Raw genomic sequence first — 18,706 nt, 5'->3', positions numbered from 1 at the left:
TGCCGGGAGGTGTTGCGTGGCGTCCTATTTTCACGACGACAATATGAGTCTCAGCTTCGACATGCGCTTCTACAGCCAGTCGGGCAGCTATTTTCATAACCTGGTCCTTCGCAGCCAGGTCGCTTACTCGTCATCGACAAGATGGGTCCTGAACGACGGGCCTCTGTACGACGGCCGCAATCACACCGCCTTCTTCCTGCATGGAACCGATCTCGGCACGCCGGTCAACAATCTGCCGACGACCGGCACTATAACCTCTTGGGATTTCGGCATCGCCCAGGACGGCATGTACGACAATTTTCGCACCGTTTCCGGCTTTTCGGTCGACGCCGCCGTCTTCAGCAACGCCCTGCTCAATGACCAGATCGGCGCGCTGTTCGAAGACGTGATCTTCGCCGGGGACGACACGCTTCTCGGCGCTGGATATCTTCTCGGATACGGCGGCAACGACGTCCTCACGGGTTCCGAATATTGGGACGACACGCTGGACGGCGGAAGCGGCGACGACCGGATGGAAGGGCTGTTCGGTGATGACACCTATGTGCTGGATTCGGCCGGCGACCTGGTCGTCGAGACAGCCGGCAACGGCAGCGACACGATCGACCTTCGCTTCGTGCCCGGATCATCCTTCACCCTCCCCGACCATGTCGAAAACGTCACGAATAACACTAGCGCCGGACTTCGGGTGGAGGGAACCGCCGACGCCAACCGCCTGACCGGCTCCGACGCCGGGAACGACCGCCTTTACGGTCACGACGGCATTGACGTGTTGGGGGGCGCGGCGGTGACGACTATCTTTACGGCGGCGCAGGCGACGACACGCTGACCGGCGGCACGGGCTATGACCGCATGATCGGAGGCACCGGCAACGACCGCTATGTCGTCACCGACATCACCGACAACGCCATCGAGTTGGCAGGCGAGGGCACGGATCGAGTGCTCGCGTCGGTCAATCATCAGCTTCGCGATTATATCGAGGAGTTGGAGCTGTCGGGCACCGCAGACCTGCGCGGGTACGGCAACGGACTGGATAACCTCATCATCGGCAATGGCGGTGCAAACCTGCTCTATGGCCGCGGCGGGGTCGACACGCTTCGCGGCGCTGCCGGCAACGACATCCTGTTCGGCGAGGACGGCAATGACTTGCTGACCGGCGGCGCCGGGTCCGACCGGATGTATGGCGGCTCCGGCGCCGATCGCTTCCTCTTCACGTCCAGCGATTTTGGCGGGACGGCTACGGGCAGCGCCGACCGGATCCACGATTTCAGCGCCACGGACGGGGACCTGATCGACCTGTCGGCGGTCGACGCCAACGCTTCGGTCGCGGGCGACCAGGCCTTCAACTTCGTTGGCGATGCTGCGTTCAGCGGCGTTGCGGGGGAGCTGCGTACCGCCGTCATCGCCGGCAACAGCTACCTGCAGGGCGACACCAACGGCGATGGGGCCGCGGATTTCTGGATCCGGGTCGATGGCCTGCACGCGTTCGTGGCGGGCGATTTCATCTTCTGACACGGACCATCACGGAAGCAATCCGTGACGTCGACCGGGTTCGCCGCGCGATCCGTCGGCCGGGTCCTCTCCACTCGACGACAAAGGGCCGGAAACCGCGTCGCGATTCCCGGCCCTTTGCTTGCTGCTTCGACCTCTAGTCGATCTTCGGCAGCGTCTCGAACTGGTGGAACGGCGGCGGGCTGGACAGGGTCCATTCCAGCGTCGTCGCGCCCTCGCCCCACGGATTGTCGCCAGCCTTGCGGCCGGCCGCGAAGCTGATGATCAGGTTGACGAAGAAGATCGCCATGCCCGACGCCATGACCATGTAGCCATAGGTCGAGATCTCGTTCCACTTCTCAAACGCCGGTGTGTAGTCCGGAATACGCCGCGGCATGCCGTCGAGGCCGAGGAAGTGCTGCGGGAAGAAGATCAGGTTCACGCCGATGAACATGACGAAGAAGTGCAGCTTGCCCAGGAACTCGTTGTACATCTTCCCGCTCATCTTCGGGAACCAGTAGTAGAAGCCGGCGAACAGCGCGAACACCGCACCCAGCGACAGCACGTAGTGGAAGTGCGCCACGACGTAATAGGTGTCGTGCATGTAGTTATCGACGCCGCCGTTCGCGAGCACGACGCCGGTGACGCCGCCGACCGTGAACAGGAAGATGAAGCCGATCGCCCACAGCATCGGCGTTTCGAAGCTGATCGAGCCGCCCCACATGGTGGCGATCCACGAGAAGATCTTCACGCCGGTCGGGACCGCGATGATCATCGTCGCGGCGGTGAAGTACATCTTGGTATTCACGTCCATGCCGATCGTGAACATGTGGTGCGCCCACACGACGAAGCCGACGACGCCGATCGCGACCATGGCGTATGCCATGCCGAGATAGCCGAACACCGGCTTGCGGCTGAAGGTCGCGATTATCTGGCTGACGATGCCGAAGCCCGGCAGGATCATGATGTACACTTCGGGGTGGCCGAAGAACCAGAACAGGTGCTGGTACAGCACCGGATCGCCGCCGCCCGACGCATCGAAGAAGCTGGTGCCGAAGTTGCGGTCGGTCAACAGCATGGTGATCGCGCCGGCGAGGACCGGAAGCGCGAGCAGCAGCAGGAAGGCGGTGACCAGCACCGACCACACGAACAGCGGCATCTTGTGCAGGGTCATGCCCGGCGCGCGCATGTTGAAGATGGTGGTGATGAAGTTGATCGCGCCGAGGATCGAGCTGGCACCGGCAAGGTGCAGCGAGAAGATCGCCATGTCGACCGCGGGCCCTTGCGACCCCGCCGTCGAAAGCGGTGCGTAAACCGTCCAGCCGGTGCCGGCGCCAAGGCCGGTGCCGCCGCTGACGAAGGCCGAGCCCAACAGCAGCAGGAAGGCCGGGACGAGCAGCCAGAACGAGATATTGTTCATGCGCGGGAACGCCATGTCCGGCGCGCCGATCATGATCGGCACGAACCAGTTGCCGAAGCCGCCGATCATCGCCGGCATGACCATGAAGAACACCATGATCAGGCCGTGGGCGGTAATCAGCACGTTCCAGTGGTGAAGCGCCTCGTCGAAATTGGCACTGCCCGCGCCGAGCGGCCAGGCCTGGTTGAGAATCTGGATGCCCGGATGCATCAGTTCGGCGCGCATCACGCCCGAAATCGCGCCGCCGATGATCCCCGCGATGATCGCGAAGATCAGGTACAACGTGCCAATGTCCTTGTGGTTGGTCGACATGAACCAGCGGGCGAAGAAGCCCGGCTTGTGGTCCGCGTCATGATGGGCGTCGTGCCCTTCGTGGGCCTTAAGCGGAAGCGCGTCGGCGGGGATGGTGCTCATGTCTGTCTCGTCTTCCGCTGATTAATTCTGGGCCGTCGCGGCCTGGTTGAGCGCAGGCTGCGCCACGGGCTCGGTGCCCGCCGAAGGCGCGGCTTCCGGCGGGTTGTTCGGGCCGAGGCCGGCGCCGGCGCGGCGGCCGGGACCACCGCGGCAGCGGCACCCTTCGGCGTGCCGCCCTTGCTGGCAACCCACGCGTCGAATTGCGCCTGGGGAACCACTTCGACCGCGATCGGCATGTAGCCGTGGCGCGCGCCGCACAGTTCGCTGCACTGGCCGAAATAGACGCCCGGACGGTCGGCCTTGACCCAAGTCTCGTTGAGGCGGCCCGGATTGGCGTCGATCTTGGTGTAGAAGGCGGGGATCGCGAACGAGTGGATGACGTCGGCGGAGGTCACGATGAACTTCACGACCTTGCCCTGCGGGATCACGATGCGTTCGTCGACTGCCAAAAGGGGCGGGCCGTCGGCGTCGGTGCGAGCGCGTTCGCCGGCCTTAACTTCGCTTTGTTCCTTCAGCATGTTCGACACGATTTCGAACCCGCCGTTGTCCGGATACTGATAGGTCCAGTACCACTGGTTGCCGGTGACCTTGATCGTCACGTCGGCCGGCGGCGGGCTGTACTGTGCGCGGATGAGGCGGATCGACGGGATCGCGATCGCCACCAGGATCAGCACCGGAACGACGGTCCAGATCACTTCGATCAGCGTGTTGTGGCTGGTCTTCGACGGGGTCGGATTGGCGCCGCGGCGGAAGCGGAACATGGTGTAGGCAAGCAGAACCAGCACGAAGATGCTGATCACCGCGCACATGATGAGCAGCGGGCCGTTGTGGAAATCGGCCGCACGCTGACCGAGCGCGGTCACCTGGTCCTGCATACCGAGGCGGCCGTCGGGAACGCCGATACCCGCCGTCGGCGCGACGTGCTGGATGGCCGGCGCGGCAGCCGCGGCCGGAGCCGCCGGGGCAGCGGCGTTGGTGGCTGCGGCAAGCGCGGCCCCCGGAACCATCGCCGCCGACACAAACGCGAGTCCCTGTCGAATCGAAATCATCGTCACCCCGGAAATAGTGGGTTTGGCACCAGGCGTCCCACGACCGGGACCCCGAAATTCGCGGCCTTATAGGCGCGACCCCTAGACTGCTCAAGCGCTGGATCGCCGCATTTTTCAGGCCGGTTGCGGGCCGGGCCGACGCCCCTTATCTCGCTGCCAACGCCGGTCGGCCGGCAAAGGGGCGGAGCGCATCATGACCGACGACGAGATCCTCGAGGAATTCCGCGCCGCCGATGCGCTGCTGGAAGGCCATTTCATCCTGTCGTCGGGCCTTCGCAGTCCCCGCTACCTGCAGTGCGCGCGGGTCCTGATGGACGGTGCGCGGGCGGAACGGCTGGCCACCGCGCTCGCCGCGAGGATCCCCGCCGAACTCCGCGGGCGGATTGGAGCGGTGGTGTCGCCAGCGATGGGCGGCGTCATTATCGGCCACGAGATGGGCCGGGCGCTGGGCGTGCCGGCGATGTTCGTCGAGCGGCCCGACGGCGAGTTTCACTTGCGCCGCGGCTTCGCGCTCGAACCGGGAACGGGCGTGCTGATGGTCGAGGACGTCGTCACCACCGGCCTGTCGTCGAAGGAAGCGATCCGCGCGATCGAGGACGCCGGCGGCAAGGTCGTCGCCGCCGCCAGCCTGGTCGACCGGTCGGGCGGCACCGCCGATCTTGGCGTTCCCTATGTCCCGCTCATCCGCATCGACGTCCCGACCTACGCCGCCGACGACCTCCCCGATGCGCTGGCCGCGATTCCCGCGATCAAGCCGGGAAGCCGTGCCGCCGCCTGATGGCGACCCGGCTGCGCCTTGGGGTCAACATCGACCATGTCGCGACCATCCGCAACGCGCGCGGCGGGCCGCATCCCGACCCGGTACGGGCGGCGATCGCGGCTGCCGCGGCCGGTGCGGACGGGATCACCGCGCACCTGCGAGAGGACCGGCGCCACATCACCGATCATGACATCGACCGCCTGATGGCCGAGATCGACTTGCCGCTGAACCTGGAGATGGCGGCAACCGACGAGATGCTGGCGATCGCGCTGGCCCACCGGCCGCACGCCGCCTGCATCGTCCCGGAACGCCGCGAGGAGCGGACGACCGAGGGCGGTCTCGACGCCGCCGGACAATTCGAGGCGCTGTCGCCGTTCGTCGCACGGCTGGTCGAAGCCGGCATCCGCGTGAGCCTGTTCGTCGAGCCGAGCGAGCGGCAGGTCGAGGCCGCCTTGCGCCTTGGCGCGCCGGTGGTCGAGTTCCACACCGGGCGCTACGCCCATGTCGACGGTGAGGAGCGCGCGGTGGAACTGAAGCGGATCGCCGACGCCGCCGCGCTGGCGAGCAAGAACGGAATCGAGCCCCACGCCGGACACGGCCTCACGTTCGACAATGTCGTCCCCGTCGCCGCCATCCCGCAAATCGCCGAGCTCAACATCGGCCATTTCCTAATCGGCGAGGCAATCTTCACCGGGCTGGAGGCAAGCGTCGGGCAGATGCGGGCGCTGATGGATGCGGCGCGGTGATCGTCGGCCTCGGGAGCGACCTGTGCAACATCGATCGCATCCAGGCGTCGATCGACCGCTTCGGCGACCGCTTCCTCAACCGCGTCTTCACCGACGTCGAGCGGCTCAAGGCCGAGCGCCGACCGCACACCATCGCCGGGACACTGGCCAAGCGCTTCGCCGCCAAGGAGGCCTATTCGAAGGCGGTCGGCACCGGGTTCAAGCGCGGCGTGTTCATGAAGGACATCGGCGTCGTCAACCTGCCTTCGGGCGCGCCGACGCTTCACCTGACCGGCGGCGCACGGGCGCGGCTTGACGCCCTGACCCCGGCGGGCCACGCCATCGAAGTGCATTTGACCATGACCGACGACCATCCCTGGGCGCAGGCCTTCGTCGTCCTCGAACTCCGCAAGAAAGACGATTTGTGAGCGACAGCGTAACGCCGCCGGCCGAGCAGAACGCCGTTCCCGCCGAGGCGGCGGACGCCGGGGTCAAGGCTGCGCCGGTCACGGAAAGCAGCGCGTCGGCGCTGTGGCGCGAGATCAAGGGGCTGGGCCTCGTTCTGCTGGCGGTGCTCGCCTTCCACAGCTTCATCGCCAAGCCGTTCTTCATCCCGTCCGAATCGATGATGCCGATCCTGCTGAAGGGCGACCGGCTGGTGGTTACCAAATATCCGTTCGGCTGGTCCTATGTGTCGCCGACCATTCCCAACCCGGCGGCCATTTTCCGGACGCTGGTGTTGCGCCAGCCGGCCGAGCCGTGGGGCATCACCCTGCCGTTCATTGACGGACGCGTCCTCGGCAGGCTGCCCCAGCGCGGCGACATCGTCATCGTCACGCCGCCCGGCCAGAACGAGGATTATATCAAGCGCGTCATCGGACTTCCGGGCGACACGATCGAGGTTCGCGCCGGCCGGGTCATCATCAACGGCAAGCCGGTAAAGTCCGTCCTCCGCCCGCCGGCGATGATTCCGGTCGACGCCAACGCGCCCTGCACGCCCTACCAGTTCCCCGGCAACATGGTGTCGACCCCGCGCGGCGACTTCTGCCGCCTGCCGATCGTCCGCGAGACCCTGCCCAACGGCGTCACCTATGACACCATCGACCTGGAACGCAGCAAGGGTGACGACTTCAGTGCGGTGAAAGTCCCCGCAGACCATCTGTTCCTGATGGGTGACAACCGCGACCGCTCCGCCGACAGCCGCTTCGCGCTGGGCGGCGACGAGAACGGCCTTGGCGGACCGGTGCCGTTCGAGAACATCGGCGGCAGGGCCGAGTTCGTCACCTTCTCGCTCGATGGGACGACGCAATTCTTCAATCCGGCCAGCTGGTTCCGCGCCTTCCGCAGCGGACGCGCCGGCGAGAGCCTCCGCGGACACAAGGGATAGAGATGGCCAAGGCTTCGACCGCGCCGCGCAAAGCAAAGGCCGAAAAGTCGGTGACCACCATCGTCGAGCATGTCGAGGTCCCGGGGCCGACCGAGTTCAGCGACCCGCGGATGGCGATCGAGGTCCGCCGCGCCGCCGTCTGGCTCGGCATGGCGCTGCTCATTGTCGGGGTGATCGTGCTGGCCCAGCCGATCATGCTGATCATCGGCGGTCTGGTATTCTCGGTCATCCTCGACGGCGGCACGCGCCTGCTGGGCCGGGTCCTGCCGATCCCGCGCGGGTGGCGGCTGGCGATCGTCGCGCTGCTCGGTTTCGGCTTTATCGGGTGGGTGTTCTACTACGCCGGGACTACTCTCGCCGCGCAGGCCGAAGCCTTGCGCGCGGTGGTGATGGAACAGGCCGCGCGGCTGATGGCGGTGGCGACCAGCCTTGGCCTGCTGCCCGAAGGCGGGTCGATCACCGGTCTCCAGTCGCAAGTGCTGGGCGGGGTCGGACGGCTGACCAGCGCGGTCGGCTCCGCGCTCGGCGCGCTGACGTCGATGTTCCTGATGATCGTTATCGGCATCTTCATCGCCATGGAGCCACGCCTGTACGATCGCGGCGTCGCGTGGATGTTCCCGGTCCGTTACCGCAGCGGTTTCTACGCGGTCAGCAACCGCGTCGGCTTCACCTTGCGCCGCCTTCTTGCCGGCCGGCTCGCCGGCATGGCGTTCGAAGGGGTCTTCACCTTCCTGATGCTGCTGGTCGGCGGGGTGCCGTTTGCGGCGCTATTGGGTCTTATCACCGGCTTGCTCGCCTTCCTGCCGAACATCGGCGCCATCATCTCGGGCGTGCTGATGATCGCGGTCGGTTTTTCCGCCGGCACCGGAGAGGGCCTGTGGGCGATCTTCGTCTATTTCTTCGTCCAGAACGTCGATGGCTATCTGGTCGTGCCCTACATCGCGCGCCGGACGGTCGACCTGGCCCCGGCCGTCGTACTGGCCGCGCAGCTCGTTTTCGGCGCGCTGTTCGGAATCCTCGGCCTGATGCTCGCCGATCCGATTGTCGCCGCAGTCAAGGTCACACTGGAAGAATGGAGCAAGCGCGGCGCCGAAGCGGACGAGGGCGCCGGCTAGGGCTTACTGGCCCGGCGGCATCGCGCCCGGCGGCGGGCCCTGCTGCTGCATCAGCGCGGCGTTCGGGATGACCTCGATGATCTTCACGTCGAAGATGAGGTCCGAGTTCGGCGGGATCGGCCCGCCCGGCGGCACATTGGCGCCATAGCCGAGCGCGGCGGGAATGCGGACGGTGTACTGACCGCCCTTCTGCATCATCTGCAGCGCTTCGGAGAAGCCGGGGATCACCTGCTGCGGGATCATCGGGACCGGCTTGCCCTGGGTCGAGTCGAACACCTTCCCGTCGGGCAGGCGACCGTCATATTCCAGGTACACGCCGTCGACCGCCTTGATCCTGTCACCTGTGCCCGGCGCGATCGTGCGGAACTGGATGCCGCTGGCCGTCGTCTCGAACTGGAAGGACGAGGTGCCAAAACGGGCCAGCGCGAAGGCGGCGATGACGAGCAGTGCGATCGCCAGCCACAATTTGACCAGCGAACCACGAGCGATCGGACGAAGCGGAACTTGAGTAACGGTCATCGACAGGCGCTCGCGGTGTTGGATGGTACGAAAAAGCGGCGGAACGCCTGAAGCTTAACGGGCGCCTTCGCGCTCCATCCGCTTGCGCTCCAGCTTGCGGGCGCGGCGAATCGCGGCGGCACGCTCACGAGCGCGCTTTTCCGACGGCTTTTCGTAATGACGGCGCAGCTTCATCTCGCGATAGACGCCCTCGCGCTGCAGCTTCTTCTTGAGCGCGCGCAGCGCCTGGTCGACATTATTGTCGCGAACGATGATCTGCATAAAAAGCCGTCGAACTCCCTTCAAATTACCCCGGGACGCTTCCCGGTCTCAACCGGTGTCCATCCGAGCGAGTCGGAAGCTGAGAACACCGCGCAAGAAATTGTTCGCCATCGGACAATGCCCGCGGCGGAGGCGGCCCCTTAGCAGCGGCGCTCAGCCAATTCAAGACATTGGCAAATTCTCGGATTCGCGATGAAACGTTTGCGCGCAGCGACGATATGAGGACACTTTTGACCTTGGTTATCTGCGATTAACGATTCCGGTGTTACAACGGTCGCTTCACCGGGAGGGACTGGATGTCGTTGAATCGCAGGGAAATGTTGAGGCTTGGCGCAGCCGGCGCGGGAGGTTTGCTCCTGTCGTCCGCAGGCATCGCCGCCGACACGCCGCTGCTGTTCAACCTGAAACCCAACGACCCGTTGGCCCCTGTCGCGCCGAAGGTTGCGGCGACCCCGATCGCACCGATGGGCGTCGATCCGGCGATTCTCGAGCGGGCCAAGGCGGCCCTTCATTCGCACCGCTTCTTTGTCCGGGACCGGAACGTCATCGGCATCGTCGATTTCGGCAAGGCTTCGCACGAGGCGCGCTTCCACATCGTCGACCTGGTCTCGGGCCGGGCGGAAAGCCATCTCGTGGCCCACGGCCGCGGCTCGGATCCGGCCCATTCGGGCCTGCTCCAGCGCTTCTCGAACGGCTTCGGGTCGCTCGCCAGTTCGAACGGCACCTACATCACCAGCGACACCTATCACGGCAAGTACGGCCTTTCGATGAAGGTGAAGGGCCTCGATTACACCAACAACAACGCCGAGGCGCGCGCCATTGTCATTCACAATGCCTGGTACGCCGAACCCGACATGGTCGCGGCACACGGCAAGCTGGGACGCAGCGAAGGCTGCTTCGCGTTCAGCCGCGCCAGCCAGTGGCAGGTCATGAACCGCCTTGGCGGTGGTCGCATGATTTACGCCGACAAGCTGGCGTAACACCCGCATCATTTGAAGGAAATGGCCGGGCGCCCGATCGGCGCGCCGGCCTTTTCTTTGCCTACTGACCCTTGGCGGCGGTGTCCGCGGCCTTTGCCGCCGGTGCCGTGCCGCCCTTGTCGAGCAAGGCGGCGATCACCTTGGAATCACGCTTGTAGAGGTCGTCATACTTGACGACCGTACCGTCATTCAGGGCCGCGGCGCTGAAATAGACGATGTACACCGGGAGCGGCTTTACGAAGTTGGCTTGGACAGTCTTCTTCGACGCAAGCGTCTGGTCGATCCGGTCCTTCGTCCAATCGCCGTCGTCATCGCCCAACAGTTCCGTCGCGAGGTCGAGGACGTGCTGGGTGCGGATGCAGCCGTGGCTGAGCGCCCGGACCTGGCTATTGAAACGGCTGCGCGCGTTCGTGTCGTGAAGGTAGATATTGTACTTGTTGTACATCACGAACTTGAGCTGGCCGAGCGCATTGGCGGGTCCAGGCGGCTGGCGCCAGCGCTGGACCTTGCCGTCCTTTCCCTTAACCGCGACGAAGCCCGCCTTGCCGGCGACCTCCCGGCTGATGCTGGTCGGCACTTCCCACCACGGGTTGAGCACCACGCCGGTGGCCATCGTGCTCAGCTGCGGCGTTGGAGTCTTGATCGCACCGGCGATCGCCCGTTGCTTCCAGCGCGTGGCACCGTTTTCGACCAGCGTGGCGTGGAACGACGGGACGTTGACGATGATATACTTCTGGCCCAGCTCACGAGGCAGCCAGCGCCAGCGATCCATGTTCAGCCGGATACGGTTACGCATCGCCGGATCGGCATTGGCCTGCGATCCAAGCGCGGTGCGAAGCGCCCCATATTGTGGGTGCGTCGGCAGCAAGCCGTTCAGCGCCTCGGGAATGCGGTGGCGAAGCAGAGCCTCCTCGAGCAGGAGACGCTGCCGATTGCCGTCGAGGTCGTCGTCGACGATATGCCAGTCGATGCGGTTGTCGCCCCGGACGTGGCCGAGCGCGAGGTCCGACGACAGCTTGTTGAAGCGATCGGTCGCGGCCTTCGACATGGCGAGCGGGTCGCCCGATGCGATCGCGGCGGCCAGCCCGACGGGGTCATAGTCGGTCGGCGACAAGCCCTCCGTCCCCACGCTGTTGATATAGGTAAGCAGCGCCTGAGCATCGCCCAGCGCCCAGACCGGCGGCGGAAGGACGGGCGCGACATAGGGCACGGTGACCGGCTGGCCGGCGACGCCGGTCCCGGCCGGCTGCTGGACCTTCGGTTGGACGCCAGGCGCGGGCTGGCCGGTCACCGGCTTGGCGACGCGGCTGTCCGGCAGGGGCGCCATCGGATCGCGCGGGGCGGATTGCTGGGCAAAAGCGCCCTGCGTCGCGGCAAGCGCAAGGCCAAAGCCGACCGACGCGACACTCCAACGACCCGCACTCTTTCGCCAACCCACCACGCCATTGTCCTTTCGAGCCAGTTTTCGGGGCCCTTATGGCCGGGCCCCTTCATACACAGCATGAACGAATCCGGCCAAGCGGCTTTCGCTTGCCAACCACTTCTTAAATGATTGGTTTTAGAAGCAGTCGTGACGAAGCGGCACAGGACGATCGGATTTGGCAGCCAAGTTCAGTCTCGACGGAGCAATGATACCCCGCACGGTCAAACGCATGTTCGACCAGCGGTCGGAGGAGCGAATCGACGCCGGGTCACAGACCGCCGTGCTGAGCCTTCGCGGTCGCAACCATGTTGTTCGCCTGATCAACCTGTCGCGATCCGGTGCGATGCTGTCGTTCCACGCGGTGCCGCACATCGGTGAGGAAGTGTCGCTCCAGTTGCTCGATCATGGCGAACAGCCCGGCTTCGTACGCTGGGTCCGCGACGGTCAGATTGGTATTCACTTTGCCCGGGGGCTGGAATAGTCCCGGCCGTGGAGATGAACTTCGTGAGAATCCAAGCCCGAATCGCCGATGCCGAACCGTTCGATCGCCGCCAGTCCGCGCGGACCGACGTGGAGATCGGCGCGCGGGTGCGTGAGCTCGGTAACGAAGGTGTCGAGGCCCGCGTCCTGAACATTTCGTGTGAGGGCTTCATGGCCGAGACCGAAGGCAATTTCGACGTCGGCACCCGCATCTGGCTGATGCTGCCTAACCGCGAGCGCGCCAACGCGTTGGTCAAATGGACCGCTGGCAACAAGATCGGCGCCGAGTTCAGCCAGCCGATCGACGTCGGCGGCCGAGAATCCGGCTTGAACTAGGCCCGTTCCGCCCGACCCGGCCCCTAATATTTCACTAACCAAGATCAGGGTTAGCGTTGGCTCCCCTCTCAGGCAGCGTCCCGCCTCGGGACTGAATCAGCTGCGTGCTTGCCCCCGGAAAGGGTGTGGCGGAAACATCTTGCCATCTCGTCGGTTGAAATAATCCGAAAGGAACGATGACGATGACTGTCCCGACCCTAAGCGAACTGCGCAAGACGCACGATCCGGCCGGCCGAGGCTACCATGCGGTCTATCGCGAGCGTGAAGTCAATCACTGCCCGGGCTGCGGCCGTACCCACTGGATCATTGGCCGCATGTCTGCCGAATGCGCGTTTTGCGCCACCGCGCTTCCGCTGGCCGAGGCCAGCATGCGCTCGCACAACGCGCCGGCGGTGATCCGTCACCGCAACCAGGACCATTCGGCCCCGGCCTGGGCCGCCTAGCGGCGCTCCACCGGTACTTTGCGGATCGGGACCGGGATGGCGCACAAGGCGGCACCCGGCGACCCGACGCCATAGTCACGGCGGTGGGAGGCAAGGTCGACATACTCGGCAAAAGCTGCGCTGCCCGATTTCATCACCTCGTACCGCGGACGATCCGCCGGCGGCATGTCCGCGGCCATCCGGACGCTGAGGATCGGCGTCGGCGTCTGGTCCTTGGCGTAGACCCCCATCTCGCCGGTGCCGCGCGGCAGGGCCGACAGGTTTTCCATCCCCTCTATCACCCGTCCGACCAGCGCATAGTTGCGGTCAAGCCGGCGCGCGGGCGTGCCGATGACCGTGAACAGTTCGCTACCCGATCCGGTATCGGGTGCCGCGTCGCGGGCCACCCCGACGGCGCCGTAGCAATAGACCGGATTGACGTTGCCGTTGAGTTGCAGGGCAGTCGGCCAGCCTTCGGTGAACGCTCCCATCTGCGAATATGGATCGGGAGAGCCGGACGGGGTCAGCGTAAGGCCCGTCAAGGGACGCTCATATTCTTCAGGCGGGCGGGCGACCGCTTTCGGCGGCAGCTTGAACTCCCCGTCGCCGAGACCCCACTGGGTCACCCAATTATCGACGACGCGATAAATCGTTGCCTTCGCCCAATAGCCGCTTCGCGCCATGATCTTCACGTTGGCCACGTGTACGGGGGCGAAGAGCGGGGCGAGCTGGATCACCACCCGTTTGCCGGTGGCGAGATTCATCACCATCAGGTCATCCGCGTGGATTTCCTTCCAATCGGCCGGGCTCGAGGCCTTGACCACATCGCCCGGCGCCTTGACCTTTACCTCTGCGGCCAAAGCCGTGGTGCTGGTCGCAAGCAGCAGAGCGGCGGCGGTGACAAGCTTCAGCGACATGGATTCATCCCCCTCGGTTCAGCCGTCACCATGGCCAGCGGCTGCGAAAGCACAAGACCCCTTGGGCAGGCACGCGCGCTTGGCTAGGACGGCGCGATGCCGCTAGCCACTCTACTTCTTCTGGGATCCGGCGAACTGGGCCGGGAATTCACCATCGCCGCGAAGCGCCTCGGCTGCCGGGTCATTGCCTGCGACCGTTACGATGATGCGCCGGCAATGCAGTGCGCCGATACCCGCGAGGTATTTTCGATGCTCGACGGCGCGGCGCTTCGGGCCGCGGTGGAGAAGCACCGGCCGGACGTAATCGTCCCTGAAATCGAGGCGATCGATACCGCCACTCTGCTCGCGCTCGAAAGTGAAGGATGGCGGGTCGCGCCGAGCGCGCGGGCGGCGCAGCTGACCATGAACCGCGACGGCATCCGCGACTTCGCAGCGAAGGAGCTGGGCCTGACGACCTCGCGCTACGTCTTCGCCGAAAGCCGCGATGAAGCGATGGCCGGCGCGGAAACGACCGGCCTACCGTGCGTCATCAAGCCGGTGATGTCGTCGAGCGGCAAGGGCCAGAGCGTGGCGCGGACGGCTGAGGAGGTGGGAACCGCCTGGGACCATGCCGTCGCCAACATGCGCGGCGACCGGCCGCGGGTGATCGTCGAGGAGTTCATCGCCTTCGACAGCGAGATCACCTTACTGACATTGTCGACCAAGGACGGCGTGCTGTTCTGCCCGCCGATCGGGCACCGTCAGGAGGCCGGCGACTATCGCGAAAGCTGGCAGCCGGCGGCGATGAGCGAGAACGTGCTGGCTTCTGCGCAGGAGCAGGCGGCGAAGGTCGTCAATGCCCTGGGCGGCCACGGCATCTTCGGGGTCGAGTTCTTCATCGCCGGCGATCGCGCGATCTTTTCCGAACTGAGCCCGCGTCCGCATGACACCGGCATGGTGACGCTGATCAGCCAGTCGCCGAACGAGTTCGAGCTCCATCTTCGCGCCATTCTCGGCCTACCCATTCCCGCGATCGAACTGGCCGGTCCGTCGGCGTCAGCCGTGGTGCTCGCCGACCGCGAATCCGGGCATTTCGCGATCCGCGGACTCGATTCAGCACTCGCGCTCGGGGAGGCGGGAAGGCCGATCGATGCGCGATTGTTCGGAAAGCCGAGCACATTGAAGAATCGACGGATGGGCGTGGCGTTGGCGCGTGCGGAGACGGCCGAGGAAGCGGTCGGTCGTGCCGTCGAGGCCGCCGGCAAGATTGTTCTGGTTTACGACGAACCGACCAACTGAGTAGTTCGGCGCCCGCAACCAACGGCCGGTTGATCCATTATCTCTGGCAATGCCAGCCTCCTACCGCCGCCCCAGCCCGAACGGCTCCGCGAAATGGCCGGGTCGAGCAACGACCCGATCATTGCGCGCGCGCTTCGAGACCTGGCCAATGAGTATGAGCGGATGAACCGCGAGAGCCATCGCGTGCTTGCATAATTATTCGCTTTTGTGCATATTGCACGAATGACGACGGTCTCCATCCTCGGCGCCTCTGGATATGTCGGCGGCGAGTTGCTTCGGCTTCTGGCCGCGCATCCGTCATTCGACGTGGGGCCGTGCTTCGCCAATAGTAACGCCGGCCAGCCTATGGCCAACCTCCACCCGCACTTGTCGCTCGCCTATCCCGGCAAGTCGTTCGCTCCGTTCGATATCTCGTTGCTGCAAGGCAGCGACCTCATTTTCGCCGCCCTGCCCCACGGCGAGACCCAGCGGCTGGCCGACGCATTGACCGGCAGCGGCGCCCGGATCGTCGACTTGGGCGCGGACTTTCGGCTGAATAGTGCCGAGGATTTCGAGGCCTGGTATGGCGAACCGCACCAACGGCCCGACCTGCTCGGCCAGTTCATCTACGGCCTGCCCGAGCTTCATCGGGACCGCATCCGGAACGCGCGTTGGGTCGCTTCTCCGGGCTGCTATCCCACCGCCGCCAGCCTGGCGCTCAAGCCGCTAATTGACGCGGGAGTCGTCGAGTCGACGGGGGTCATCGTCGACGCTGCCTCCGGAGTCAGCGGCGCCGGCCGCGCCGCCAGTGCCGGCACCCACTATTGCGGAGTCGAGGGAAGCTTCCGCGCCTACGGCCTGACCCGTCACCGGCACACGGCGGAGATGGAAATGAACACCGGGGCCGAGGTGCTGTTTACGCCGCACCTGATGGCCACCAGCCGCGGCATTCTTGCTACCTGCTACGCCCGCGCCACGGGGAAGCACGACCCGCTAGCCATCCTTCGCGACGCCTATGCCGACGAAGCCTTCGTCCACGTCGGCGAGGCCTTGCCCGAAACCAAGTGGGCGACCGGCAGCAACGCCGCCTTCCTGTCCGCCCGCTTCGACAAGCGAACCGGCACGGTCGTCGCGCTGGCGGCGATCGACAACCTCGGCAAGGGCGCGGCGGGCCAGATGATCCAGTGCGCCAACCTGATGTTCGGGCTCGACGAAACCGCGGGCCTGTCGAGAGTGGGAGTCTATCCGTGAGTGTCACCGCCGCCGAGGGCTTCGTCGCCGCCGGCCTTCATGCCGGGATCAAGACCGACCGGCGCGACATGGCCCTGCTGGCGACCGACGACGGCAAGCCGGTGCCGACCGCCGCCGTCTTCACCAGGAACAAGTTCCGCGCGCCGCCGGTCGATGCCTGTGTCGATCGTCTGGCCGCCACCGGCGGGATGGCGAGCGGCGTCGTCGTCAACAGCGGCAACGCCAACGCCGGGACTGGCGCCGAAGGCCGCGCGGATTCGGAAGCGATGTGCGAGGCCGCCGCAGCGGCGGTCGGCTGTGACAGCGACGAAATGCTGGTCTGCTCGACCGGACTGATCGGTTTCCGCCTGCCGATGGGCAAGATCTTGAAGGCCATACCGACGCTGGGCGAGACGTTGAGCCGCGACGGTGGACGCGACGCCGCGAAGGGAATCCTGACGACCGACACGCGCCCCAAGGAAAGCTTGGTCGCGGGGAACGGTTATGTCGTTGGCGGCATGGCCAAGGGGTGCGGCATGCTGGCGCCCAACATGGCGACGATGCTGGCCTTCCTGACCACCGACGCCGCGCTGTCTCCCGAGGAACTGCAGCCGATCCTGTTCCGCGCCGCTGACGCCACCTTTAATTGCCTGGTGACCGATGGCGCGACGTCGACCAACGACACCGTCATGCTGTTCGCCAGCGGCCGCAAGGGCCGGCCAGCGGACCTCGCCGCATTCGAGGATTCGGTGCGGCAGGCGTGCGAGGAATTGATGCTGCAGATGGCGCGCGACGCGGAAGGGATGACCAAGCTGGTCGTCATCCGGGTGACTGGCGCGGCGAGCGATGCGGAGGCGCGCCACGTCGCCCGGTCGATCGGCACCAACCAGCTGATCAAGTGCAGCTGGTACGGCGCGGACGCCTATTGGGGGCGCCTGCTCGCCGAAGCCGGATCGTGCGGGGTTGAGTTCGACAGCAATCTGGCATCGGTCAGCTATGGCGGGATCAAGGTCGCCGACGCGGGCATCGAGATCCCGCACGATGCGGCGGCGGTGATGGACCATATGCGCGGCAAGGAAATCGACATCGTCGTCGACCTGGGCCTTGGCGGCGGCATCGGCCGCGCCGTGTCGGTCGACTTGGGCCCCGGATATATCAAGGAAAATGCGGCGACGTCATGATGGCACCGAATGAAACCGCCGGCATCCTGATCCAGGCCCTGCCCTACATCCGCCGCTTCACCGGCAAGACCATCGTCGTGAAGGTCGGCGGCCTGCCGATGACCGATCCGGAGCGGATGCGCAGCCTGGCCAAGGATATATTGCTGCTTCACTCGGTCGGCATCCGGCCGGTGCTGGTTCACGGCGGCGGGCCGCAGATCGACCAGATGATGGCCAGCGCCGGGATCGAGGTGAAACGGATCGACGGCCTTCGGGTCACCGACGCGCAGTCGCTGGAAATCGTCCGCATGGTGCTGGTCGGCAAGACCAACCGCGACCTGGTCGCGGCGATCAATGCACTGGAGCCGGTCGCCATCGGCGTCGCCGGCGAGGACGGTCGGCTCCTGGAGGTCGAGCCAGTCGACGAGCGCCTCGGCTTCGTCGGGCGCGTGACCAAGGTGCGCGGCGAATTGCTGCACGACTTCCACGACGACGGGCTGATCCCGGTCGTATCGACGGTCGGGGCTGACACTTCCGCGCAACCGTACAACATCAACGCCGACGATGCGGCGCGGGCGATCGCCGTGGCAATGGGCGCGGAGAAGATCATCTACCTGACCGGAACGGCCGGCTTGTTGAGGGATCCCGCCGACCCGTCGACCTTGGTCCAGCGACTAAGCGCTGCCGAAGCACGCCAAGGCATCGAAGAAGAGTCGGTGACCGGCGGGATGATCCCCAAGCTGCTGGCCTGCGCCGAGGCCGTGGAGGGCGGGGTCAAGAGCGCGCACATGATCGACGGCCGCGCCGAACATGCCATCCTGGTCGAACTGTTTACCGACGAAGGCATCGGCACGATGATCTGCAACGAGGACCAGTCCCCGCGATGAGCGCCAAGGGCCAGCGGCAGCGACTGATCGCCGACTGGTTGCGCAGTGGGGAAGCGGGCAGCCAGGAAGAACTGGCGGCGCGACTGACCAGCGCCGGTATTCCTGCCACGCAGGCGACCGTCAGCCGCGATCTGGAAGAAATTGGCGCGGTCAAGCTGCGCCGCGATGGCGAGGTCCGCTACCTGCTTCCCGAACAGGTAGAGGCGGGCCATGCGGCCACCAAGCTCGACCGCCTGCTCGGCGAATGGGTGCTCTCGATTGTTTCGGCCGGACCGATCGTCGTGCTCAGGACGCCTCCCGGCTCGGCCAATCTTGTCGCCAACGCGCTCGACGCCGCGTCCCTGCCGGGCATTGCCGGGACGATCGCTGGAGACGACACGATCTTCGTCGCCGTTGCCGAGGGCACGATCGGCGATCGCATCATCGCCGACCTCAACGCGCGTCGCGATCGGGCTTGACCCGCAAGGGGATGCCGT

At 65.7% G+C, this 18,706-nt stretch carries 22 protein-coding genes; 16 read left to right on the top strand and 6 right to left on the bottom strand.

Annotated features, from left to right (window positions below; all coding sequences use genetic code 11):
* Positions 1-16 precede the first annotated feature (16 nt).
* Positions 17-826, top strand: a complete 810-nt coding sequence (locus H9L12_RS13200; protein WP_223177124.1) for a hypothetical protein — start codon at positions 17-19, stop codon at positions 824-826.
* The gene (locus H9L12_RS12650) at positions 823-1,509 is read left to right on the top strand and encodes a calcium-binding protein (protein ID WP_425506826.1); all 687 of its coding nucleotides are present in this window, start codon (positions 823-825) and stop codon (positions 1,507-1,509) included. Before H9L12_RS13200 ends, H9L12_RS12650 begins: the two co-directional genes overlap by 4 nt.
* A 136-nt stretch (positions 1,510-1,645) precedes the next feature.
* Here H9L12_RS12650 and ctaD read toward each other — a convergent pair whose 3' ends face one another.
* Positions 1,646-3,322, bottom strand: a complete 1,677-nt coding sequence (ctaD, locus tag H9L12_RS12645; RefSeq protein ID WP_187542022.1) for a cytochrome c oxidase subunit I — start codon at positions 3,320-3,322, stop codon at positions 1,646-1,648.
* Positions 3,319-4,371, bottom strand: a complete 1,053-nt coding sequence (gene coxB, locus H9L12_RS12640; protein WP_187542021.1) for a cytochrome c oxidase subunit II — start codon at positions 4,369-4,371, stop codon at positions 3,319-3,321. Before coxB ends, ctaD begins: the two co-directional genes overlap by 4 nt.
* A 193-nt stretch (positions 4,372-4,564) precedes the next feature.
* Between coxB and pyrE the strand changes: the two genes are divergently transcribed.
* Genes pyrE through H9L12_RS12615 form a run of 5 tightly spaced genes read left to right on the top strand, consistent with a single transcriptional unit; the run spans position 4,565 to position 8,358 of the window.
* Complete coding sequence (gene pyrE, locus H9L12_RS12635; protein WP_187542020.1) at positions 4,565-5,149, top strand: orotate phosphoribosyltransferase; 585 nt, start codon at positions 4,565-4,567, stop codon at positions 5,147-5,149.
* Positions 5,149-5,877: a pyridoxine 5'-phosphate synthase gene (locus H9L12_RS12630; protein ID WP_187542019.1), complete on the top strand. Its 729-nt coding sequence runs from the start codon at positions 5,149-5,151 to the stop codon at positions 5,875-5,877. Before pyrE ends, H9L12_RS12630 begins: the two co-directional genes overlap by 1 nt.
* Complete coding sequence (acpS, locus tag H9L12_RS12625) at positions 5,874-6,284, top strand: holo-ACP synthase (protein ID WP_187542018.1); 411 nt, start codon at positions 5,874-5,876, stop codon at positions 6,282-6,284. Before H9L12_RS12630 ends, acpS begins: the two co-directional genes overlap by 4 nt.
* Complete coding sequence (gene lepB, locus H9L12_RS12620; RefSeq protein ID WP_187542017.1) at positions 6,281-7,243, top strand: signal peptidase I; 963 nt, start codon at positions 6,281-6,283, stop codon at positions 7,241-7,243. The genes acpS and lepB overlap by 4 nt, the downstream gene beginning before the upstream one ends.
* A gap of 2 nt (positions 7,244-7,245) precedes the next feature.
* Entirely contained in the window at positions 7,246-8,358 is a 1,113-nt protein-coding gene (locus H9L12_RS12615) for an AI-2E family transporter (RefSeq protein WP_187542016.1), read from the top strand.
* Positions 8,359-8,361: 3 nt separating this feature from the next.
* Here H9L12_RS12615 and H9L12_RS12610 read toward each other — a convergent pair whose 3' ends face one another.
* Entirely contained in the window at positions 8,362-8,877 is a 516-nt protein-coding gene (locus H9L12_RS12610) for an FKBP-type peptidyl-prolyl cis-trans isomerase (RefSeq protein ID WP_187542015.1), read from the bottom strand.
* A gap of 54 nt (positions 8,878-8,931) precedes the next feature.
* Positions 8,932-9,138 carry a 30S ribosomal protein S21 gene (rpsU, locus tag H9L12_RS12605; protein ID WP_119533862.1) on the bottom strand — a complete coding sequence of 69 codons (207 nt, stop codon included), beginning with the start codon at positions 9,136-9,138 and terminating at the stop codon, positions 8,932-8,934.
* A gap of 296 nt (positions 9,139-9,434) precedes the next feature.
* Between rpsU and H9L12_RS12600 the strand changes: the two genes are divergently transcribed.
* Complete coding sequence (locus tag H9L12_RS12600; protein WP_187542014.1) at positions 9,435-10,118, top strand: murein L,D-transpeptidase catalytic domain family protein; 684 nt, start codon at positions 9,435-9,437, stop codon at positions 10,116-10,118.
* Positions 10,119-10,179: 61 nt separating this feature from the next.
* Here H9L12_RS12600 and H9L12_RS12595 read toward each other — a convergent pair whose 3' ends face one another.
* The gene (locus H9L12_RS12595) at positions 10,180-11,559 is read right to left on the bottom strand and encodes a L,D-transpeptidase family protein (protein ID WP_187542013.1); all 1,380 of its coding nucleotides are present in this window, start codon (positions 11,557-11,559) and stop codon (positions 10,180-10,182) included.
* Between the two features lie 157 nt (positions 11,560-11,716).
* Here H9L12_RS12595 and H9L12_RS12590 point away from each other — a divergent pair, with 157 nt between their 5' ends.
* From H9L12_RS12590 to H9L12_RS12580, 3 genes are all read left to right on the top strand, one after another.
* On the top strand, positions 11,717-12,022 hold the full coding sequence (locus tag H9L12_RS12590) for a PilZ domain-containing protein (protein WP_187542012.1): 306 nt from the start codon (positions 11,717-11,719) through the stop codon (positions 12,020-12,022).
* A gap of 23 nt (positions 12,023-12,045) precedes the next feature.
* Positions 12,046-12,357: a PilZ domain-containing protein gene (locus H9L12_RS12585; RefSeq protein WP_187542011.1), complete on the top strand. Its 312-nt coding sequence runs from the start codon at positions 12,046-12,048 to the stop codon at positions 12,355-12,357.
* A 182-nt stretch (positions 12,358-12,539) separates the two neighbouring features.
* Positions 12,540-12,800, top strand: coding sequence for a hypothetical protein (locus tag H9L12_RS12580; protein WP_187542010.1), 261 nt, complete (start codon positions 12,540-12,542; stop codon positions 12,798-12,800).
* Here H9L12_RS12580 and H9L12_RS12575 read toward each other — a convergent pair.
* The gene (locus tag H9L12_RS12575; RefSeq protein ID WP_187542009.1) at positions 12,797-13,696 is read right to left on the bottom strand and encodes a peptidylprolyl isomerase; all 900 of its coding nucleotides are present in this window, start codon (positions 13,694-13,696) and stop codon (positions 12,797-12,799) included. The genes H9L12_RS12580 and H9L12_RS12575 overlap by 4 nt on opposite strands.
* 96 nt (positions 13,697-13,792) lie before the next feature.
* Here H9L12_RS12575 and purT point away from each other — a divergent pair, with 96 nt between their 5' ends.
* From purT to argR, 5 genes are all read left to right on the top strand, one after another.
* A complete protein-coding gene (gene purT, locus H9L12_RS12570) occupies positions 13,793-14,974 on the top strand; it encodes a formate-dependent phosphoribosylglycinamide formyltransferase (protein ID WP_187542008.1) in 1,182 nt (393 codons plus the stop codon).
* A 222-nt stretch (positions 14,975-15,196) separates the two neighbouring features.
* Positions 15,197-16,204: an N-acetyl-gamma-glutamyl-phosphate reductase gene (argC, locus tag H9L12_RS12565; protein ID WP_187542007.1), complete on the top strand. Its 1,008-nt coding sequence runs from the start codon at positions 15,197-15,199 to the stop codon at positions 16,202-16,204.
* Positions 16,201-17,364: a bifunctional glutamate N-acetyltransferase/amino-acid acetyltransferase ArgJ gene (gene argJ / locus H9L12_RS12560; RefSeq protein ID WP_187542006.1), complete on the top strand. Its 1,164-nt coding sequence runs from the start codon at positions 16,201-16,203 to the stop codon at positions 17,362-17,364. The genes argC and argJ overlap by 4 nt, the downstream gene beginning before the upstream one ends.
* Positions 17,361-18,230 (top strand): acetylglutamate kinase, encoded by an 870-nt coding sequence (argB, locus tag H9L12_RS12555; protein WP_187542005.1) that lies wholly within the window; start codon positions 17,361-17,363, stop codon positions 18,228-18,230. The genes argJ and argB overlap by 4 nt, the downstream gene beginning before the upstream one ends.
* Positions 18,227-18,688, top strand: a complete 462-nt coding sequence (gene argR, locus H9L12_RS12550; protein ID WP_187542004.1) for an arginine repressor — start codon at positions 18,227-18,229, stop codon at positions 18,686-18,688. Before argB ends, argR begins: the two co-directional genes overlap by 4 nt.
* Positions 18,689-18,706: the final 18 nt, after the last annotated feature.

It is taken from the genome of Sphingomonas rhizophila (assembly GCF_014396585.1).
Lineage (GTDB): Bacteria > Pseudomonadota > Alphaproteobacteria > Sphingomonadales > Sphingomonadaceae > Sphingomicrobium > Sphingomicrobium rhizophilum.
The sequence above is the reverse complement of the archived record's forward strand: the minus strand, read 5'-3'. Positions and strand labels throughout refer to the sequence as shown.

Coding starts and splice junctions, on each gene's coding strand:
- argC (WP_187542007.1), top strand. CDS start 15,197: ATGACGACGGTCTCCATCCTCGGCGCCTCTGGATATGTCGGCGGCGAG.
- argB (WP_187542005.1), top strand. CDS start 17,361: ATGATGGCACCGAATGAAACCGCCGGCATCCTGATCCAGGCCCTGCCC.
- argR (WP_187542004.1), top strand. CDS start 18,227: ATGAGCGCCAAGGGCCAGCGGCAGCGACTGATCGCCGACTGGTTGCGC.
- H9L12_RS12630 (WP_187542019.1), top strand. CDS start 5,149: ATGGCGACCCGGCTGCGCCTTGGGGTCAACATCGACCATGTCGCGACC.
- H9L12_RS12580 (WP_187542010.1), top strand. CDS start 12,540: ATGACTGTCCCGACCCTAAGCGAACTGCGCAAGACGCACGATCCGGCC.
- H9L12_RS12610 (WP_187542015.1), bottom strand. CDS start 8,877: ATGACCGTTACTCAAGTTCCGCTTCGTCCGATCGCTCGTGGTTCGCTG.
- H9L12_RS12600 (WP_187542014.1), top strand. CDS start 9,435: ATGTCGTTGAATCGCAGGGAAATGTTGAGGCTTGGCGCAGCCGGCGCG.
- coxB (WP_187542021.1), bottom strand. CDS start 4,371: ATGATTTCGATTCGACAGGGACTCGCGTTTGTGTCGGCGGCGATGGTT.
- H9L12_RS12615 (WP_187542016.1), top strand. CDS start 7,246: ATGGCCAAGGCTTCGACCGCGCCGCGCAAAGCAAAGGCCGAAAAGTCG.
- rpsU (WP_119533862.1), bottom strand. CDS start 9,138: ATGCAGATCATCGTTCGCGACAATAATGTCGACCAGGCGCTGCGCGCG.
- purT (WP_187542008.1), top strand. CDS start 13,793: ATGCCGCTAGCCACTCTACTTCTTCTGGGATCCGGCGAACTGGGCCGG.
- ctaD (WP_187542022.1), bottom strand. CDS start 3,322: ATGAGCACCATCCCCGCCGACGCGCTTCCGCTTAAGGCCCACGAAGGG.
- pyrE (WP_187542020.1), top strand. CDS start 4,565: ATGACCGACGACGAGATCCTCGAGGAATTCCGCGCCGCCGATGCGCTG.
- H9L12_RS12575 (WP_187542009.1), bottom strand. CDS start 13,696: ATGTCGCTGAAGCTTGTCACCGCCGCCGCTCTGCTGCTTGCGACCAGC.